Annotated in this window: 15 protein-coding genes and 1 pseudogene; 5 read left to right on the forward strand and 11 right to left on the reverse strand. The window is 43.4% G+C overall.

All coding sequences use genetic code 11. The features are described from left to right. Window positions 1-52: 52 nt before the first annotated feature. Both gntH and ACVA53_RS05075 read right to left on the reverse strand, forming a co-directional pair. A complete protein-coding gene (gntH, locus tag ACVA53_RS05070; RefSeq protein WP_446504630.1) occupies window positions 53-1,672 on the reverse strand; it encodes a guanitoxin biosynthesis MBL fold metallo-hydrolase GntH in 1,620 nt (539 codons plus the stop codon). 806 nt (window positions 1,673-2,478) lie between these two features. Beyond that, a complete protein-coding gene (locus ACVA53_RS05075; protein WP_446504631.1) occupies window positions 2,479-3,312 on the reverse strand; it encodes a LysR family transcriptional regulator in 834 nt (277 codons plus the stop codon). Window positions 3,313-3,786: 474 nt separating this feature from the next. Between ACVA53_RS05075 and ACVA53_RS05080 the strand changes: the two genes are divergently transcribed. Beyond that, the gene (locus ACVA53_RS05080) at window positions 3,787-4,158 is read left to right on the forward strand and encodes a hypothetical protein (protein ID WP_255045249.1); all 372 of its coding nucleotides are present in this window, start codon (window positions 3,787-3,789) and stop codon (window positions 4,156-4,158) included. A gap of 82 nt (window positions 4,159-4,240) precedes the next feature. Here the strand turns inward: ACVA53_RS05080 and ACVA53_RS05085 are convergent, their stop codons facing one another. Beyond that, window positions 4,241-5,131 carry a homocysteine S-methyltransferase family protein gene (locus ACVA53_RS05085; RefSeq protein WP_446504632.1) on the reverse strand — a complete coding sequence of 297 codons (891 nt, stop codon included), beginning with the start codon at window positions 5,129-5,131 and terminating at the stop codon, window positions 4,241-4,243. A 278-nt stretch (window positions 5,132-5,409) separates the two neighbouring features. Here ACVA53_RS05085 and ACVA53_RS05090 point away from each other — a divergent pair, with 278 nt between their 5' ends. Next, complete coding sequence (locus ACVA53_RS05090) at window positions 5,410-5,904, forward strand: outer membrane beta-barrel protein (RefSeq protein WP_446504633.1); 495 nt, start codon at window positions 5,410-5,412, stop codon at window positions 5,902-5,904. Between the two features lie 280 nt (window positions 5,905-6,184). Here ACVA53_RS05090 and ACVA53_RS05095 read toward each other — a convergent pair whose 3' ends face one another. Together ACVA53_RS05095 and ACVA53_RS05100 are read right to left on the reverse strand one after the other, a co-directional pair. Further along, a complete protein-coding gene (locus ACVA53_RS05095) occupies window positions 6,185-6,991 on the reverse strand; it encodes a tetrahydrofolate dehydrogenase/cyclohydrolase catalytic domain-containing protein (RefSeq protein ID WP_446504634.1) in 807 nt (268 codons plus the stop codon). A gap of 114 nt (window positions 6,992-7,105) precedes the next feature. Then, complete coding sequence (locus ACVA53_RS05100; RefSeq protein ID WP_255045245.1) at window positions 7,106-8,392, reverse strand: L-lactate MFS transporter; 1,287 nt, start codon at window positions 8,390-8,392, stop codon at window positions 7,106-7,108. A 491-nt stretch (window positions 8,393-8,883) separates the two neighbouring features. Between ACVA53_RS05100 and ACVA53_RS05105 the strand changes: the two genes are divergently transcribed. Further along, window positions 8,884-9,081, forward strand: coding sequence for a hypothetical protein (locus tag ACVA53_RS05105; RefSeq protein ID WP_446504635.1), 198 nt, complete (start codon window positions 8,884-8,886; stop codon window positions 9,079-9,081). Between the two features lie 252 nt (window positions 9,082-9,333). Here ACVA53_RS05105 and ACVA53_RS05110 read toward each other — a convergent pair whose 3' ends face one another. The 3 genes and pseudogenes from ACVA53_RS05110 to ACVA53_RS05120 all read right to left on the reverse strand — a co-directional run. Then, entirely contained in the window at window positions 9,334-9,894 is a 561-nt protein-coding gene (locus ACVA53_RS05110) for a putative ATP-dependent zinc protease (RefSeq protein ID WP_446504636.1), read from the reverse strand. A gap of 223 nt (window positions 9,895-10,117) precedes the next feature. After that, window positions 10,118-11,695 carry a BCCT family transporter gene (locus ACVA53_RS05115; RefSeq protein ID WP_255045242.1) on the reverse strand — a complete coding sequence of 526 codons (1,578 nt, stop codon included), beginning with the start codon at window positions 11,693-11,695 and terminating at the stop codon, window positions 10,118-10,120. Between the two features lie 494 nt (window positions 11,696-12,189). Continuing rightward, window positions 12,190-12,285 (reverse strand): annotated as a pseudogene (locus tag ACVA53_RS05120) (HNH endonuclease domain-containing protein); the annotation flags it as partial. A gap of 371 nt (window positions 12,286-12,656) precedes the next feature. Between ACVA53_RS05120 and ACVA53_RS05125 the strand changes: the two are divergent. Further along, on the forward strand, window positions 12,657-13,583 hold the full coding sequence (locus ACVA53_RS05125) for a WYL domain-containing protein (protein ID WP_255043837.1): 927 nt from the start codon (window positions 12,657-12,659) through the stop codon (window positions 13,581-13,583). Between the two features lie 144 nt (window positions 13,584-13,727). Here the strand turns inward: ACVA53_RS05125 and ACVA53_RS05130 are convergent, their stop codons facing one another. From ACVA53_RS05130 to ACVA53_RS05140, 3 genes are all read right to left on the reverse strand, one after another. Then, window positions 13,728-14,057, reverse strand: coding sequence for a hypothetical protein (locus ACVA53_RS05130; RefSeq protein ID WP_255043836.1), 330 nt, complete (start codon window positions 14,055-14,057; stop codon window positions 13,728-13,730). Window positions 14,058-14,172: 115 nt separating this feature from the next. Further along, window positions 14,173-14,685, reverse strand: coding sequence for a hypothetical protein (locus ACVA53_RS05135; protein ID WP_446504637.1), 513 nt, complete (start codon window positions 14,683-14,685; stop codon window positions 14,173-14,175). Between the two features lie 99 nt (window positions 14,686-14,784). Beyond that, window positions 14,785-15,384, reverse strand: a complete 600-nt coding sequence (locus ACVA53_RS05140; protein WP_446504638.1) for an HAD family hydrolase — start codon at window positions 15,382-15,384, stop codon at window positions 14,785-14,787. A gap of 370 nt (window positions 15,385-15,754) precedes the next feature. Here ACVA53_RS05140 and ACVA53_RS05145 point away from each other — a divergent pair, with 370 nt between their 5' ends. Continuing rightward, on the forward strand, window positions 15,755-17,269 hold the full coding sequence (locus ACVA53_RS05145; RefSeq protein ID WP_255043833.1) for a Na+/H+ antiporter NhaC family protein: 1,515 nt from the start codon (window positions 15,755-15,757) through the stop codon (window positions 17,267-17,269). The last annotated feature ends 86 nt before the right edge of the window (window positions 17,270-17,355 follow it).

A 17,355-nucleotide genomic window follows, 5' to 3' on the forward strand; every position in this document is an offset into this window, starting at 1 on the left:
CCTTTCAATTAAATTTGGTGGGGGCACTCACTGAGTGCCCAATATTCAGCGGTTATTGTGTCGTTTCACCCTCACGGGTATCTCGATACGGGTCTGCTGAAGCCTTTTGGTGCACAGAGCGAGGCTCAAGGCCATGTGCTTCACGCATCTCATCCACCATTCTCTGCTTCTCTCCCATGCCTTTCTTCATGCTCTCTGGAAGCGCTTCTGTCGGAACAATCAAATCTCTATCAAGTGGCCACTCTTTTAGCAGCTGGGGATGATAACCTTCTGGATAATACAAAGACTCATCAATTTCTAAATCACGGATCTCTTGCTCTTGAATATCAGCCCGTGAATTCTTCGGCATAGGCACTCTGAACACCTCTCCATCATTGAGGTTGAACTGTGGCGCTCGGTTATTCGGAAAATCAGGAATAATCCCCTCTCGAACCCAAGCTTTATCCGGCGTGACATTAGCAACGATCATATCTGGCGCACCAAAATGATATGGCCCTTTCCAATGCTCACGTACCTGAGCAACCGTTTCGTTATTGTAATATGGGTCAAATTCCATATGCGTTGTCATGAACAGGCGCGGTTGCACTTCATTCGCTAACCAACCAGCGGCGAACGCTGACGTATGATGAGTATCAATGGTGTAACGCGTAAGGAACGCCGGGACACCTTGCACAATCGATGAGAGCCCAACTAGCTCTGTTTGTGTTTCTGTGACAAATAAGTCACAACCTTTCCCGTATTTCACATCAAGCTCGGTTGGTCGGCCATCACCCGTCCAGACAAAACACAAATTTTCATCGTCATTGATTGTCCAATCTAAACGGTAAGCTGACGCGCCATCTTTTGCGTGTGAACGACGCCAGTGGGAAACTTTTACATCATCCACATCATAGATAATTCCCCCATCATCTTTAAAATCGAACTCAACAACTTCGATGTCATTACCCGATGGGAATACATCAAATGCATCTTGGTGCCAGGACAACATTTGCAACATGCCTTCTACCATATGGCGTGTACCATCTTCCGGGTTACGCCCTGATGGACCATAAATGGTCAGCGGCTTTTCCCAGCGTCCGTTCCACCCGCCAAATTGGTATAGGTAAGGTAGCGAGCCGAAATGGTCAACGTGTAAGTGGGTGATGAAAACTTTATCCAGTTCATTAAGCGCGACACCAGCACCGATGTAATTGGCTATTGATGCCTCTCCCAAGTCGAACACGAAATTATCACCATTACCTAGCTCAACATAAATCGATGTATTCGCTTGTCCTGGGCGGATCATTGGCGATGTCCCCATAAAAGTAACTCGCATTTCGTTGTATATCAGCTCTTCCGTACGGGGATACCAGTTTGCAGCGGTTACCATGTGATCCATCGGCTCAATGCCATCAAACATCAAACCTTCTTTCCATAATTCTTCACCAGTTTGAATATCGTTTTTTAAACCACCTTGCAAAATGGCGTGTATTTCTTCTGGTGATGAATAAATCTTACCGCCTTGTTTCAATAACTCTTCGGTACTGACGTTTTGTTCGTAATTGAAATGCTTATAACCACTAAAACTGGCTGAATTCTCTGATTGATAATGTTCAAACGGATTATTAGCCAATGCGCTTGTCGAGACCAAAATTGCCCCTACAAGTGTTGTTAGTGTTCTGCTATTCTTCATATGTAAGTGCCTACTGTGAATGAAAAAACAGGGCCACATCCATATGGTTTTTTGCCTGAGCCAATGAGTTTGCTACTCACTCCGTGCTCCGTTGATGAGCTAATTATGCCGATAAAGAGTTAACCGATATAGGGTCTGAACTTTAGATAAAACCTCACTTTCATTTATGTATCTATGGCCATATACAGCCTATGCATCAGTGAGGTTGCCCACTTTGCTCTCCTTCAATTAGCTCTTATACCAGTCTGGATAAGTCGTTGATCAAATATTTATATTGGTTGGTATTATGTTCCTTCAGGCAAAAAAAAGCCGCCCAATGGACGGCAAAAGCGAGGTCGTACAAACAAATAGTAAGTTATGTCAGCATATTCAATAAACTTGAGCGAGTGTGGGTAGTGCTGAAAATGCAAAAGTTAAAAGCAGTGCCAACAAATTAATTAGTCGATCTATAAACTTGCAGTAATTCACCGTTACTTCTCCGTCATGATTAGCAAGTCCATTTGCAAGTTACGATCATTTGGTGGCAATCATTTTGTGAATATCCGAGGTTTATCACTGTTAACCCACTGATGTTGGAGTAACAGTATTAAACACATCGTGCTTTATTTAAAGAAAGTCAACTTATGGTCATACATAAATTCTATTTATACCAGTCTGGATAAGTAATTGATCTATGTATTACGCAGGAAAAATGGCTGTTATCAAGGCAGAGATTGCAATAACTAGTGGCTCTAATTACAAAATATCTAACATAGATAGCAGCGATTTTAACCAATAAAACTGATCAAATACTTATTTAGGTTGGTTTATATATTCAGGTGTTTTTTAAGTTGCTCACGGATGGTTTTATGAAGGGGATCATCAATATAACGGCGATGGTAAACCATCTTAAATGCAATATCTTCCAGCTCGAAGGGAAATTTATGTACCTTTAACCCAAGTAATGGCGCTAATTTATCGGCAACAGAAGCACTACTTGCTCCAAGGTAATCACTATTAGCAACCAAAACCAACATACTCGAAATGGAACTTGTTTCGATGGCAACATCTCTTGGCTTAACGGGCACTTTTGATAAAAAATTAAGCGTATCCAAGTCAGCTCGCTTCAGTTTAAGGGCGACATGCTTTTCATTATAAAATTGCTCAAGTGTTAGGTCACCTTGTAGCCTTGGATGATTGACGCGTGAAACACAAACCGGTGTTTCTAAGCAGCAATCCTCCGTAATATACGCATGCTGTTTAGTGGTTATCACATCGATAGCAAGATCAACCTTCTGTGTCATCAAGTCATCAAAGATCTGCTCTTCGCTCAACGGGCTTTCCATAAAAATAATATCAGGCGTACTGGCAACGATGTGCATCAACGCCTCATGGCAATAGACTTTAATCGTATTCTTCTGTGTCTCTATCGTTTCCAATACCGAAAGTGGTGACTCGATTTTATTGGCAAGGGCTACTGCAGCGCCTGTAGGGGAGATACCTCGCCCTTCCCTCACAAACAACGGCTTACCAACTATCTTCTCTAACCGCCTAATGGCTGCACTAACCGCTGGTTGGCTCAGTTCAAGTTGCTCGGACGCCAGGGTAATTGAGCCATTTTTGTACACGGCAATAAAAGTACTTAGCAGATTCAGATCCATCTTCAAATGCTCCTTTAGGCTAATGCCAATCCGTAATATAACCTTTGTACGGGGCCACACCTGTTTGCCAACCGAAAGAGAATGCCACCTATACAACCCGAGATGACTTTTAATTCGCTGAACTGGCCGTCACTTAAACTATAACGCTTTTTCAATGGCTTCTACCATTGCTGATTCTGTGGGGCTAATTTGGCTAGAGTAATGTTAATTGAGGTATCCGATCACTTTTTTGGTTCTGACCTCGGTTAAAAGACTTAACCCGCAGTTGATCCTTGATACATGACTGACTCCTAATACCAATAAGCCGCAAAAATTGCGGGAGTAAAGCACACATTAAGTATGCATTGGCCCGATGAACTGATCACAACTTGCTCGCTAATTAAGCATATACCACCCCTATCCCTTTAACCCTGTCGCCTGCTCCATTACACTTGGCCTGTTAAAATCGCAGTATCACGCCGAAGGACAGTTCGAATGCCACAAGTAAACATTATTCCAAACCCTCAAATCGCCATTATCTTCAAAGGTTGGGCTGAAGACTGGGCCAAAGAAGGTCAAACAAATCAGAAAGACATGGCCAACAAGTTCCACACCGTATACCGAATTGCGGCTGACATGTTCATCAAAGGCGGTGAAGTCGATATGGAATTTCTAACGGCTTTGTTTGAGGACTGTAAGCAGAAGCTTGAAAATGCCCAAGCGATGAATAACAAAGTAAAGCTGATGTTTAAAGAAGACGACGAACGCGCTGACGCGATCATCGCCAAAATTAACACCACAGCACAAGATGCCGCACACGTGGTACGCTACCTAGGCCAGCTGCTTAAGCCTTCGCCAGCGCATTAGTACCAGCCAAGTAAAACACTTAAACCATTTATTGGCTTAGAAACCGTTGGAAAAGTGGACGAGATAGCTGGGTATGACTCGCTTAAAGCGTATCTCTCCACTTTACCAATGCATGAATATGTTCCGGCCCAATACCACAGCAGCCACCAATCGTCCTCGCACCAGCTTGATACCAGCAGTTAGCAAAATCTACATAATCACTCGGTGAAAGCTCCCGTACTGCCTGTAAGGTATCGTTGGCCTGATGATCAGACTTTATTGGCGTGAAATTATTGGCATAGGCACCAATTTCTATATCCGCATTAAAACCATCAGTAACCGCTTTGGCCTCCTTAATCGCTAGCTCCATGACCTCAGGCACCGAGCAATTAAAGAAAATACCCGCTCCGCCCACCTCACAGACTCGCTTAGCCGCCTTATTGACAGGCTCACCGGATCTTAATCTACCCTCTCCCTCTGTATCATCAAGAGTGAAGGCGTAATAACATGGTTTATTGGTGTCACTCAGAACAGCTTGAATCACCTCGAACTCGTCAAGACTAGAGATAGTCTCTGCAATCCAAACATCAACATACGGGTCTTGCGCAACAAAGAGAGACGTAAATATACCGACAGCCTTAACGGGGTTGAAAAGATCCGGTCGATAACTCCCAAAAGCCGGTGGAATGCAACCGGCTACACGTACTTCTCGTTCGCTTTCTGCTACAGCAGACTGAGCGATAGCAGCGGCCTCACCGGCTAAACGAGGGCCATCGGATGCATACAGGGTTTCACCAAGATGAAAAGGGACGCAAGCATAACTATTGACAATAATGATTTCAGCACCACTTTCAATAAAGCGCTGGTGTGCCTGATAGACATACTCAGGGGATTCAATAAGTGCCTGTGCACTCCATAAAGGCTGGGAGAAGGGTGCTCCAATGCGTTTGAGCTCACGCCCCATTCCACCGTCAAGTATGGTTACTTTCTTCATGATAAACTCTATACAACTTAACTACTATTTAATTGAACCATAATGCCAATAAACTCACCGAATGAACATTCAATACGGCTTGATACTGATACTGGGGTAGCGTGTCACCTGTCACGTTTTCACTTTTTTAAAGTCGAAATTTCACCTTTGCCTTAATGCCAGTAGTGATGGCTTTATCGATATTAAATATCCAGCGCGACTACATCGAAAATAGCGTTTTATTCCACCAATTATTTCTATACGCTTAAGCCGATTTTGAACATAAAGGCTATAAGCACATGAAAAAGCTATATATTGCTGCCATTACACTTGCTATAACGTTGTCTTCCCAAGTCAGCGCAAACGATGAAAACCGCCAGCGTTTAGGTATTGGTTATAGCACGACTGATGCTGAGGTGATGGGGCTAAGCTTTGGGTATGGGGATGGTATCAAACTTGAGTTTGGATATGATTTCAACAAATACCTTAGCGCTCACGTCTCGTACGAGCAAAATAACGAAAGCATTTTGCGTGGTGATACACTGAAGCTAGGTGGCGATGCCGGCTATACATTCTACAGAGAAAATGTCTCGATAAAGCCTTTCATTTCAGGTGGTCTCTATTTATATGACGAGAACTTCTATGATGACAATGGCGTATATTTCGGCTTTGGTGCACGAGCATCTTATAAAAATTTCTATGTTGATGTAAGACAAGAATTTTTTGACATGGAAGATCAGGGCGTTGACGTTGATATTGACCAATTTTCCGTTACCATTGGCCTAAAAATCTAACCAATAATACCAATCTGGATAAGTCGTTGATCAAGTATTTGCACTGGAAAAATCGTTGTTATCAAGGCAGATATTGCAGTAACTAGTGGCTCTAATGACAAAATATCTAACGCAGAGAACAGCGGTTTTAACCAGCAAGACTGATCAAATATTTATGTAGGTTGGTATAAAGTAGCCAAATTTAAGGCAACGAAATACTTTCTGTCGTAACACCTGTTACATATAAGAAAAGCGCTACCTGAGTAGCGCCTTCATAACGGTATAGTAACTATTGAAGTAATTACTTAGCTTGGCACAGCTTAACTGCATTGCCCAATACATTCAGGCAAGTTAAGCGACCTACTCCACCCGGTACAGGTGTAATCGCCGCATCGGATAGATGGCCATCTTGGTGCTTAATATCACCCACCAACTTACCGTCGATACGGTTAATACCCACATCAATGATCAATTGACCTTCAATAAACTGAGTATTATCCAACGTACCGTGGTAACCGGTTGCAACCACAATGACATCGAACTTATTCCAATCAACAGCCGCTAGATCTGATCGGCTGTTAAAGCTCGATATCGTACTCTGACGATTGATTAGCTCAATAGCCAGAGGCTTACCAACAATGTTACTACGACCCAGAATAGCAACCTTCAAACCCGGGAAGCTAAACTCACCGCAGTGCAACTCGATAATATCAATCGCCGCCTGCACTGTGCATGGAAGTACCGGGTTCTGCCCTAGTACCAACTGTCCGAGCGCTTCAGAGCCAAACCCATCGACGTCAACCGCAGCCGATAGATCTGGAGCTTCCAAACCGTTAGGTAAAGGCAATTGGAATAAGATAGGATGATCGGTTTTCGCAGCCAAGCTATCGAGATCGCCCTGTGTTGTCCCTTCTTCAGGAAGGATAATATGATGGCAAGGAAGTTCAAGAGCCTCAAAAAGGCGAACCTTGTTTCTCACATAGACCTTACTAGCAGGATCATCACCGACAGTAACAATAGTCAGTTGAACGGGCACGCTGTCTGTATCGATTATCTCTTTAAGTTCAGCCAACTTGGCTTCATAGAGTGTATTAATTACTGCTTTCATACTACTTACTGTTTGTGACGAATCTCTTGTTTATAACCAACTGATTCTACTTCAACATTGAGATAGGACAATTAAAATGTGTTTGTTATCACATAATTGCCCTATCTCTACAGATTATGCAGTAACTGGTGTCGCTTCAACCACTTCTTGCTCTTTAGCGCGTAGTACTTTCGTTACGTGCACTTTCATCACAACAGAAATCGCCAACGCCACTGTCAAGATACCCACGAAGATATACATAGTCATGGTGTAGCTACCAGTAAGGTTACGCACGAAAGCCGCTAGTGATGAGCCAGATAGACCCGCAAGCGCCCATGCTGTCAGTACGTAGCCATGGATTGCACCTAATTGCTTGGTACCGAAAAGGTCACCGATATATGCTGGAAGTGTAGAGAAACCACCACCGTAACAAGTCATGATAACGAAGACGACGGCTTGGAAAGCAAGTGCGTGTGAAAGTGAAGGCAGCATAAAGAAAGCGACAATCTGGATAACAAAGAACATCATGAATGTGTTCGGACGCGTCAGATAATCAGAAGCTGCAGACCATAGTAGACGACCAAGGCCGTTTAGTAGGCCCATGACACCAACCATCGTTGCTGCTTCCATTGCTGTTAGACCCGCAATTTCCTGTGCCATCGGTGATGCTGCAGAAATAATAGCGATACCACAAGTGATGTTGATGAAAATCATCACCCAAAGGCCCCAGAACGTTGGAGTACGTACCGCATCGTTAGCACTTGATTGGTTCAGATCACCTGCTGGTTTTTTAGCAACAGTACCGGCTTCTTTGGTTTCAATCATAGAAGCTGGCTTCCAACCTTCTGGTGGACGCTCTAAGTAAAGCGATGCAGAAAGCATAACAACAAAGTATGTCGCACCCATGATGTAGAAAGTAGAGGACAGACCAACAGCACTAATCAATGCTTGTATTACTGGGCTTGCAATCATGGAAGCAAAACCAAAACCCATAATTGCCAAACCGGTTGCTAAACCACGACGGTCAGGGAACCACTTAATAAGTGTCGAAACCGGTGTGACATAGCCCATACCAAGGCCGATACCCGCCAAAACACCATAGCTAAAGTACAGCATGTATAGACTTTCCATCGCAACAGCGACACCTGCGCCGGCAATACCTATACCAAAGAAGCTAGCAGCAATCATGCCTGTGAAGCGTGGCCCTTTTTTCTCAACCACATGGCCCATTACCGCTGCAGAAGCGCCAAGGAAGAAAATAGCGATACCAAAGGTTAGCGAGATCTGTTGTAAATCCCAACCAAAAGCCTCATGAAGCGGATTGGAGAATACACTCCAAGCATAAACTGAACCAATGGAAATATGAATACCTACCGCAGCGAGAGCTATTAACCAGCGGTTTTTCACTTGTGCTGTTTTCATTTTTGAGTTACCTAAAATTCGAAGACAGCAATACACTATATGAAATAAATTGTGAGAAAAACAAAGGCAAAATGCCGCTGGCATTACTAAAAGTTAATGCTGAAATAAAGATTTTCAATGGCATACAAAATGAAATTAGGCGTTTTTTTAAGATTATAAAACACATAAAAGAACATCTTTTAAGCTATTGATAAAATTAATATTTAATACTTTTATCATGATTTAACACACTTCAAACAACTCGGTATACCCGCGGTATCCGATCGCTCGCTCCTACTATTTGCAATCTAACTTTCCATTCTTGGTAGTTATTTTTTGAAATAGCAGCGCTAAGTTTGTCTAAATATTAATCAACAATACTGATTACAAAAATCAAAAGTTAAAGATAAATTGATAGTAAATTGACAATTCCCTGAAAAACAAACGCTATTTTGCTGGTTAAATATCGATTCAACCAATACAAAAGCACAAAGCAAAAGAGTGAGGGCTATATGGATCAGGCAGAAGGTTTACGAAGCATTTTTCAGCGTCAGCAGTGTATTCAACAAGTACGCAGCTATCACAGACAAATCAGGGAGGCAGTTGCTCATGGTAAAACACAAAAAGTAAGTCAGTTACTTCATTTATTAGAAACCGCACAACTACAGTTGGAAGCAACCTATGATCAACCATCAAGGTTTGTTCACTAGTCAGTAATGGCAAAATTACAGGTAACACTAACGTAATGGAATTCACCCTACCAACGATCACAGAAGTATTTACCTGCAAGCTAGCTAAAACGTATTGGTTACCCGTTACGCCGTGATTCGCAGTAGCCATTACCAAGCTGATGCATTGGTTTATTGTGGCGGTAACACTTGGGTATTGAACAAGACATTACATGACCTTGGCCTTATCGGGCGTATACAGCTAATCAATAACCCTCATTTATATCTACCACTTTATATACCAAACACCGTAGCCTTAGAAACATCCACCACATAATTACAGGCCAATAGATTGCGGCCAATAAGTAGCTTGTCAGACATCAGGCTTCTGTCTTTAAGATTCGCTTCAACACTGTAGTCGCGAGTGGCCAAGCTCAGGTCCAGCTTTACGCTGTATCGCATTTCAGTGCCAAGGGAGTTTTGGATTTGGCGTACATGGGTGATCTTCTTGCGCATGTGTACACTTTCACCCTGTTCATTGGCTGTGATGAAGTTAATCATCTTACCAATGTTGTCTTCTGCTTCAGGCGAGAAATCTTCTATTTCGATATTGGTTGCGTGAAGAGAGGTTCGGGTAGCCCCGGTATCAATCCGTGAGCGAAAATTCAAGTTGGCTACTGGTATGTAGAAGGTTTCTTTCTGTCCTATGACTTTTTTATCCATCTCAATACCACACGTTTGTGCAGCATCTCCTTGAACATGACCTTGAGTGTGTTCACTCGCCGATACGCCTGCCGATAGCATGAGCGAAATGACGGATACGAACGCCCCTTTACTTCCTTGCACCTTCAACATGACAACTCCCTTTCATGTTATTCGTTCTAATATGACTTATACAGAAATCACTATCACTAAGCCTAAGAACATACTTGCAAAGTAAGTTGACAGCCTCAAGTAACAGCAAAAACCATTTACAATTTTCCACAAAAAACCGCGGTTATTGCTAACCGCGGTTTTGAATATAATACAAGCAGAGGCCTCAAACACTGTTTGAGGCCTTTTTAATTAAAAGTGGAATCTAGTAAAGAGCACGCTCGGTTCTTAAACCTTTAACCAAACTCACACACATCAACAGCAAGACAAAGCTAAATGGCAAGGCTGTTGCAACAACACCAGACTGGAATGCTTGCAGTGCTTCCGAACCACCAATCCATAGCATGGCCGCAGCAATTGCCCCCTCGACTGTTGCCCAGAAGATGCGTTGAGGTACGGGTGCATCGACTTTACCGCCAGCGGTAATACTGTCGATAACCAATGAGCCTGAGTCTGACGAGGTAATAAAGAAGATCAAAACCAAGGCAATAGACAACACTGAAATCACAGAACTAAACGGTAGTGCATCGTAAACATGGAACAGAGTTAGCGAGATATCAGTCAGGCCATTCGCCCCTAGCTCACCGACTTTATTTACAACCTGATCGATAGCTATGCCACCGAAAATTGACATCCAGATAATAGTCATCAGGGTTGGTACAAAGATCACAGCGAACAAAAACTCACGCACTGTTCGGCCCTTAGATACTCGGGCAATAAACATACCGACAAATGGTGACCATGAAATCCACCATGCCCAGTAGAACACAGTCCAGCCATGCATCCAGGTGGTATCATCACGTCCATGCGGGTTACTCAACTCTACGATATTGCCAAAGTAAGCCATGAAAGTTTCTGGCAGTGCCACTTTCACCACATCAAAGCCAACGTATGCCACAAACACCAACAATACAAAGGCAAACACCATATTGACGTTACTTAGCAGTTTTACCCCGCCATCAATACCGCGGATCACAGAGAAAATCGCAATCGCCGTTACAAACGCAATCACGCCCATCTGCATACCGATACCACCTTCAGTACCGAACACATGGTTAATACCACTAGTTGCCTGCTGTGCACCCAAACCAAGTGATGTCGCCAAGCCAAACAATGTCGCCAATACCGCTAAGATATCGATAACGTGGCCCAGCCAGCCCCATGCCCTATCACCAAAAATTGGGTAAAACACAGAGCGGATAGACAGAGGAAGGCCCTTATTGAACGCGAAGAATGACAACGCTAGACCAACAATGGCGTAAATCGCCCAACCGTGGATACCCCAGTGAAAAATGGTCGCACCCATAGCCAATGCTTTAGCATCTTCGGTATACGGCTCAACATTGAACGGTGTACCCCACCAATTGGTGAAGTAGGCCGTAGGCTCGGCAACTCCCCAAAATAGCAAACCGATACCCATACCTGCAGCAAACAACATCGCCAGCCAAGATACCCTTGAATGCTCTGGCTGAGCTTCTTTACCACCAATTCGGATCTTACCCAATGGCGAGAGCATCAACCCAATAGTGAAAACAAGGAAAAAGTTAGTCAGCCACATGAAGAACACATCAAAATCGTTGAGGATCCCATTTTTCACGCTGTTTAGCGCTTCTTTAGCTGTTTCAGGGTCGATGAAAAAAAGTGCGGCGAGGAAAATTAAGATGAGCCCAGCGCTGGTGCCGAACACAGGGTTATGTATATCAAAACCCCATTTCTGAATGTTGTCCTGACCCACCTGATAGTCGGTCGTCTCGATACTATATTTCTTTAGTACACTATCCATAATACTCTTTAAACGCTTTATTATTGATGCTTCCCTATCCAAGAAAAGCACATTTGAATTGCTAGTGACAATGAAACAATTTAGAGCACTAAACAATTAATAATGTCGACACAGGTTACCAGCTCTTGATAAACAATTCAAATACAGCAATATGATGGTTTTTTGTACTATTTATTGCACCCCATGACGATTTCATTGATACGGGCACTAAACATTGGACTACTAAACGTGTTATTTAGTGCTTCTTTAGGATTCGAAACATTATGTGCTTTAAGTAGCCAAAGAAGGTGACTCAGATAGCGTTTATGACCTTCAATACTGCCGTATTTCAACCTCCAATTATTCGAAGCAAAGGCTAGGAAATAAAGTCATGAAAGACCACATAAATACAACATAAAAAAACGGCAACCACCTAATAATTAAGCAATTGCTTAACTATTTTGTAATTGCCGTTAAATCAAATATACGTGGGCTCTAGAGATACCTTTTTTATCTCACCACTCCCCCACCAGCAATCGGCTCTTAACGCCTTTTATCTGCAACCCCATAGCTTCGAATACATCGTCGAAGTTGCGACATTGCGGCATTACGACATTGCGGCGATAGGTTAAGCCTGCTTCAATTGATGTCGTGTCAAGTTCACGGTTGATCACCCATTTTTTGTTTTGTTAGATCCAGTTCGTTTAGCGCAGTATTTCCACATTAACAGCAATACTTCATCACATCCGTTTTGTGGAGTTAAGAGCAAACACACCTACTCAAAACAAGTACAACCATCCCATTAACTCATCATGATTATGTAAACCAATCAATTTATAGATCGGATTACGACTTTGGGTTAGGTGTTTGACTTGATTAATCTAGCTGCCTTTAACTGGGTGTAATCTTTATAAATAGCCTTGATTCTACTGATTTTAAGTATATATTAGGGCCTTGATAAAAAAGTACTGGATAAATACACATGACCTCATACAACAACGCTGGAGCATCACACATAGATGTCGAGAAAAAGCTCAATGCCGTTGGCTCAGCACAACGTGAACGGCTAGCCTTTATAGACTTTGCCCTTTACTTCCTTGGTGAGGTCACACGGAAAGATTTGATCGACCGCTTTGCGGTTGGTCATGCTGCTACTACTCGAGACTTTGCGCTTTATAAAGAGATCGCGCCGGATAACCTCAAGCTAGATATGCGATCAAAAAAGTACTACAAGCAGCCTGATTTCAGCCCGTTGTTTAATCTCGATCTGAAAAAGACGCTAGCAACGATCTCTCTGGGCTATGGCGACGGTTTCTCCGGTCATCAGGATTTTCCAATTCAGTGTGAATCCCCGACGTCGCTGACCGTTCCGCGTACACCTATCATGGCGGCGCTGTGCGAAGGTATTTACCGTAACAAGCTGCTGGAAATTGAGTACATCTCCACCTCTAGTGGTAAAAGCCGCCGTGTGATTGCCCCTCACAGTCTTGTTGATTCAGGTAATCGCTGGCACGTACGTTCTTTCGACCGTAAAAATGAACAGTTCATGGATGTGGTTTGTAACCGCGTAACCTCTGTAACGATTCTTGATGATGAGCCTATAACTGATGAGCGAATTGAAGCTGATCGCCAATGGCAGAAATACATCGAGGTTAAGCTGATCCCTCACCCACATCAAGGGAACCCAGAAGCTATCGAGCTGGACTACGAAATGAAAGAGGGCAAGCTGACCATTGAAGTTCGTGCCGCGCTTGCAGGATACCTGCTAAGAAAGTGGGAAGTTGATTGTAGCGAAGATGGCCGATTGCATGAATACGTTGGTTATCAGTTAGCTTTAGCTAACCCACAAGCACTGTACCAAGTAAACAGCGCTACTCTGGCGCCGGGATATAAATCGAAAGAAAGCTAATATTGCTGAAATAGCCCAGTACATCATCATTGAACCGTCTTTATGGGCGGTTTTTACTCTTTAGCGCTAAATAACAAAACCAACGGTAGGCCGCAACGGCACTATCAGCTGTTGCAGTAATACCGCCAGTTATTTCAGTCAGCACTATTTGGGAATATTAAACGACTTCTCGCCTTTACAAGTAAAGGTAAAGTAGCGACTGCGCTCATGGAATGCAGAAAAACCTTGGCCACGACAAAAAGCGCCATTGAGCTCATGCATGTATGCCAAGGTATCTTGATCTTTGACCGAGAAATAACTGTTGTTATCGCAGACGACACGAATTTTACCGTCATCACCTTGGGCATAAGACTGAACTTTGGAGCCGCACAAGGTAAAACTGGCTTCGACAAACTCGTCAGCACGCTCATCAACAGACTTAGAACATCCTGCTATCACCAGGGGCAAAAAAGTCACAAGCAGTACTTTCTTCACAACCGGTCTCCTACACATATATTGGTAAATGTCTAATAATCAGTGTAGTGCGGGTTTACAATTGCCGTGTCTCAATTCTTGTATAAAAGACTTTTTATTTAATTGAGTATCAATTTTATCCGTTAATCTGTCTTTTTTTGCCTTTAGGCTCATCAATACGACGGCGGTGCCAGATAGAGTAATGGCGCAGTCCTGCTGGGCCGTGGGCAATAACCACTGACATCACGAGGATGATAATGAACAACTCAGGTTTGTGTTGCGGGATCAAGAAAAAGCAACTGAGCAGACCTAACTTTAGGTAAGTCAGTACACCTTTTAACTGGATGAGCCATAGCCGCGATTGGCGAATTTCCAATCCAGTCATAATTAAGCCTGTCACCATTGCCATAATCCACCAATGAATCCACAGCGACTTATCTACCCCATATAGGAACCCGCCTGCACTGCATGCAATGCCGAGGATGTGCATGGCACGAATAGCCGTTTTACTTAAACGCTGAATCCAAAAGCGGGTTTCAGGCATGCCGAATAGCTCTTCTTGATGGGCAGACTTACCGCGCTTCGAGCCTGAAGGCTTTCTATCAGAAGATGAATTGGCATCAGTGGAGGGTTTGCGAGGTTGATTCATGGTAATGACAGGGTATTCAAACAATGCGGTGAAGAATACCCTTTATGGACAACGATGTCTCTAAGCCAGAAACGGCAACAGCCTATTTTTATAAGGCTTTTAACGTGGCGCTTTCGTCAATGTGGTGATTTCACCATCAACAACAAGGTAGCAATCCATTCCTGCCGCCAATGCTGCACGTTGACCTAATTCAGTATCTTCAAATACCACGCAGTCATGTGGTTCAACACCCATACGCTTGGCTGCTTCTAAAAAGGTGTCTGGATTAGGTTTATGGTTAACGACATCATCCGCTGTTACCAATGCATCTAACATAGGTAGAATGCCTGTCTGGTCAAGCAGAGGCTCGGCATTAAACATGCGGCTTCCCGTACCTACGGCCACTTTTTTACTGCCTTTATTATCGAGCAGTACTTGATACACCGGATCAATCACTTCACCCTTATGGATTATTTCGTCGTAAAACTTGTATTTGGTATTCGCTAAACGCTCTACATCGAAGTTTTGACAGAAGGCTCGATTGATCTCATTGGCAATTCTTACGCTAGGCATTCCGCCCAAATTATAAAACCACTCGCGATCAAAGGGTATCTCATGAATTGCACAAGTTTTTTCCCATGCTTCTAGATGTGCTGGCATTGAATCAACCAACGTTCCATCCATATCGAAAATGATACCTGTGTAGCTTGATAAATCCATGTTTCTCCTTGTTATTTTCTTTGTGTTTTGGGCTTTATCTCCCTCCAATACACCCGTGCATCGTAACGGCACTGTATGACACTTATATTGCAATCACTGCCTAATGTAAACCTCTACATTCAGTAAACCCGTATGCCCCAAGAAACTGACACTTGATTGATTCTGTAAGAGCTATGGAGACATCCAGGCATAAGAAAGCAACGCAATTGTTCACATATTAAGCAGAACAATCTACTCATCACATAAAAAATAGCAAAACCTTCCTGAACTAGGTATACATGCAATAATTTTATATATATATATTCAGCTGATAATCATTAATATTCACTGTGCCTTTTTTGATATTGGACGTACAGCTAAGGAACGCGACATGGGCCAACCAGACATTACCTCTCTCATACCAATTATTGTCACCCTCGCCTTATCCCTCACAACACGAAATGTTGTCATCGGTTTATTTGGCGGTGTTTTCAGTGGCGTCGTTATGCTCAACGGTGTTGCACCGCTTGATACGTTCGGCACTTTGGTCAAGGACTATCTCGTCCCTCAACTCACCGACAGCTATAACGCAGGTGTGATCGTTCTGCTGGTATTTATTGGTGGCTTTGTCGCCTTGATGGAACAATCCGGTGGTGGACAAGCTTTTGCTGCGAAGGTTACCCACTGGATCAGTAGTAAGTGTCGTGCTCAGCTATCATCATGGTTTGGTGGCATTTTTATTTTCTTCTCCGATTTAGGTACGCCGCTTATCGTTGGCCCAGTTTTCCGCCCGTTATTTGATAAGCTCAAGCTGTCTCGTCAAAAACTTGCATTTATCATTGATTCTACTTCTTCACCTGTCGCGATATTGATCCCTTTTATTGGTTGGGGTGTATACATCATGGGCTTGCTGCAAAAAGAATTCAGTGCAATGGATGTCGCTATCACTGACTGGGAAGCCTTCGTCAGAGCGATTCCTTTCCAGTTCTATGCCTTTTTAGCTATTTTTATTGTGCCTTTAGTGGCAATCAAAAAGCTCGATTTCGGACCGATGGCTATTGCAGAAGCGAAAGCTCAGCAAGGAATTATTACTGCAGCCAGCACTGATACCTTACAGACGTTTACGCATAAAAATGCAAAATCCTCTTTTGTATTCGCGCCACTGCTTGTCATGGCACTGGTACTCGTAATGATGCTGGCACCGCTTGGCTTCCCGTTTGAAAAGGTATCTGGCTCGGTATTCCGTGCAGCGCTTTCCAGTGCTTACTTCTTTGCCGCAATGACTTTGATTGCCCTGATGGCGTTTTACGGTGTACGTAAACTCAGTGATGGGATCAGCGTTTATCTCAAAGGCATGGGAAATATGATGCAAGTTGCCATTGTCCTTATCTTGGCCTGGACACTAAGCAGCGTGGGTAAAGAGTTGGGTACAGCGGCCTACATTGCAGAGCAAGCACAGGCCGGCTTTCCTTATTGGCTAGTACCCGCAGTAGCATTCTTGTTGTCAGCGATTATTTCTTTTGCAACCGGTTCATCATGGGGCACTTTTGCCATCATGATACCATTGGTGATCCCAACAGCCATTGCCATCGATGCCCCACTGTATGCCTGTATTGGTGCTGTTCTTTCTGGCGGGTTATTCGGTGATCACTGCTCACCAATTTCAGAAACAACGATTCTATCGTCGACAGGATCAGGTTGTGATCAATTTGAGCACTTCAGAACGCAGTTACCTTATGCATTGCTCAATGGCTCTATTGCGTTGGTGAGCTTCATTGCTGCAGGTTTGATGCAAAGCCCTGTCGTGTTGGCTTTCGCTCTTGTTTTACAAGCGTGTATGGTTTATTTACTGGCAAAATGGCAACGCAGTGCTCAAGCTTCAACCGTTAGTTCGACAGAAGCATAAAGCAATAACAGAGCAGCCAGCGTATCACGCTGGCAGCTTCATTGATCAGCTAAAACACGTCTATTTTATTTGTTGCAGGATCTTAT

This window comes from Photobacterium sp. DNB23_23_1, assembly GCF_052873815.1.

Bases quoted from the DNA above. Each gene is read 5' to 3' on its own strand.
- ACVA53_RS05145 (WP_255043833.1), top strand. From the start codon at position 15,755: ATGGGCCAACCAGACATTACCTCTCTCATACCAATTATTGTCACCCTC.
- ACVA53_RS05095 (WP_446504634.1), bottom strand. From the start codon at position 6,991: ATGAAAGCAGTAATTAATACACTCTATGAAGCCAAGTTGGCTGAACTT.
- ACVA53_RS05090 (WP_446504633.1), top strand. From the start codon at position 5,410: ATGAAAAAGCTATATATTGCTGCCATTACACTTGCTATAACGTTGTCT.
- ACVA53_RS05135 (WP_446504637.1), bottom strand. From the start codon at position 14,685: ATGAATCAACCTCGCAAACCCTCCACTGATGCCAATTCATCTTCTGAT.
- ACVA53_RS05115 (WP_255045242.1), bottom strand. From the start codon at position 11,695: ATGGATAGTGTACTAAAGAAATATAGTATCGAGACGACCGACTATCAG.
- ACVA53_RS05110 (WP_446504636.1), bottom strand. From the start codon at position 9,894: ATGTTGAAGGTGCAAGGAAGTAAAGGGGCGTTCGTATCCGTCATTTCG.
- ACVA53_RS05075 (WP_446504631.1), bottom strand. From the start codon at position 3,312: ATGGATCTGAATCTGCTAAGTACTTTTATTGCCGTGTACAAAAATGGC.
- gntH (WP_446504630.1), bottom strand. From the start codon at position 1,672: ATGAAGAATAGCAGAACACTAACAACACTTGTAGGGGCAATTTTGGTC.
- ACVA53_RS05085 (WP_446504632.1), bottom strand. From the start codon at position 5,131: ATGAAGAAAGTAACCATACTTGACGGTGGAATGGGGCGTGAGCTCAAA.
- ACVA53_RS05125 (WP_255043837.1), top strand. From the start codon at position 12,657: ATGACCTCATACAACAACGCTGGAGCATCACACATAGATGTCGAGAAA.
- ACVA53_RS05100 (WP_255045245.1), bottom strand. From the start codon at position 8,392: ATGAAAACAGCACAAGTGAAAAACCGCTGGTTAATAGCTCTCGCTGCG.
- ACVA53_RS05105 (WP_446504635.1), top strand. From the start codon at position 8,884: ATGGATCAGGCAGAAGGTTTACGAAGCATTTTTCAGCGTCAGCAGTGT.
- ACVA53_RS05080 (WP_255045249.1), top strand. From the start codon at position 3,787: ATGCCACAAGTAAACATTATTCCAAACCCTCAAATCGCCATTATCTTC.
- ACVA53_RS05140 (WP_446504638.1), bottom strand. From the start codon at position 15,384: ATGGATTTATCAAGCTACACAGGTATCATTTTCGATATGGATGGAACG.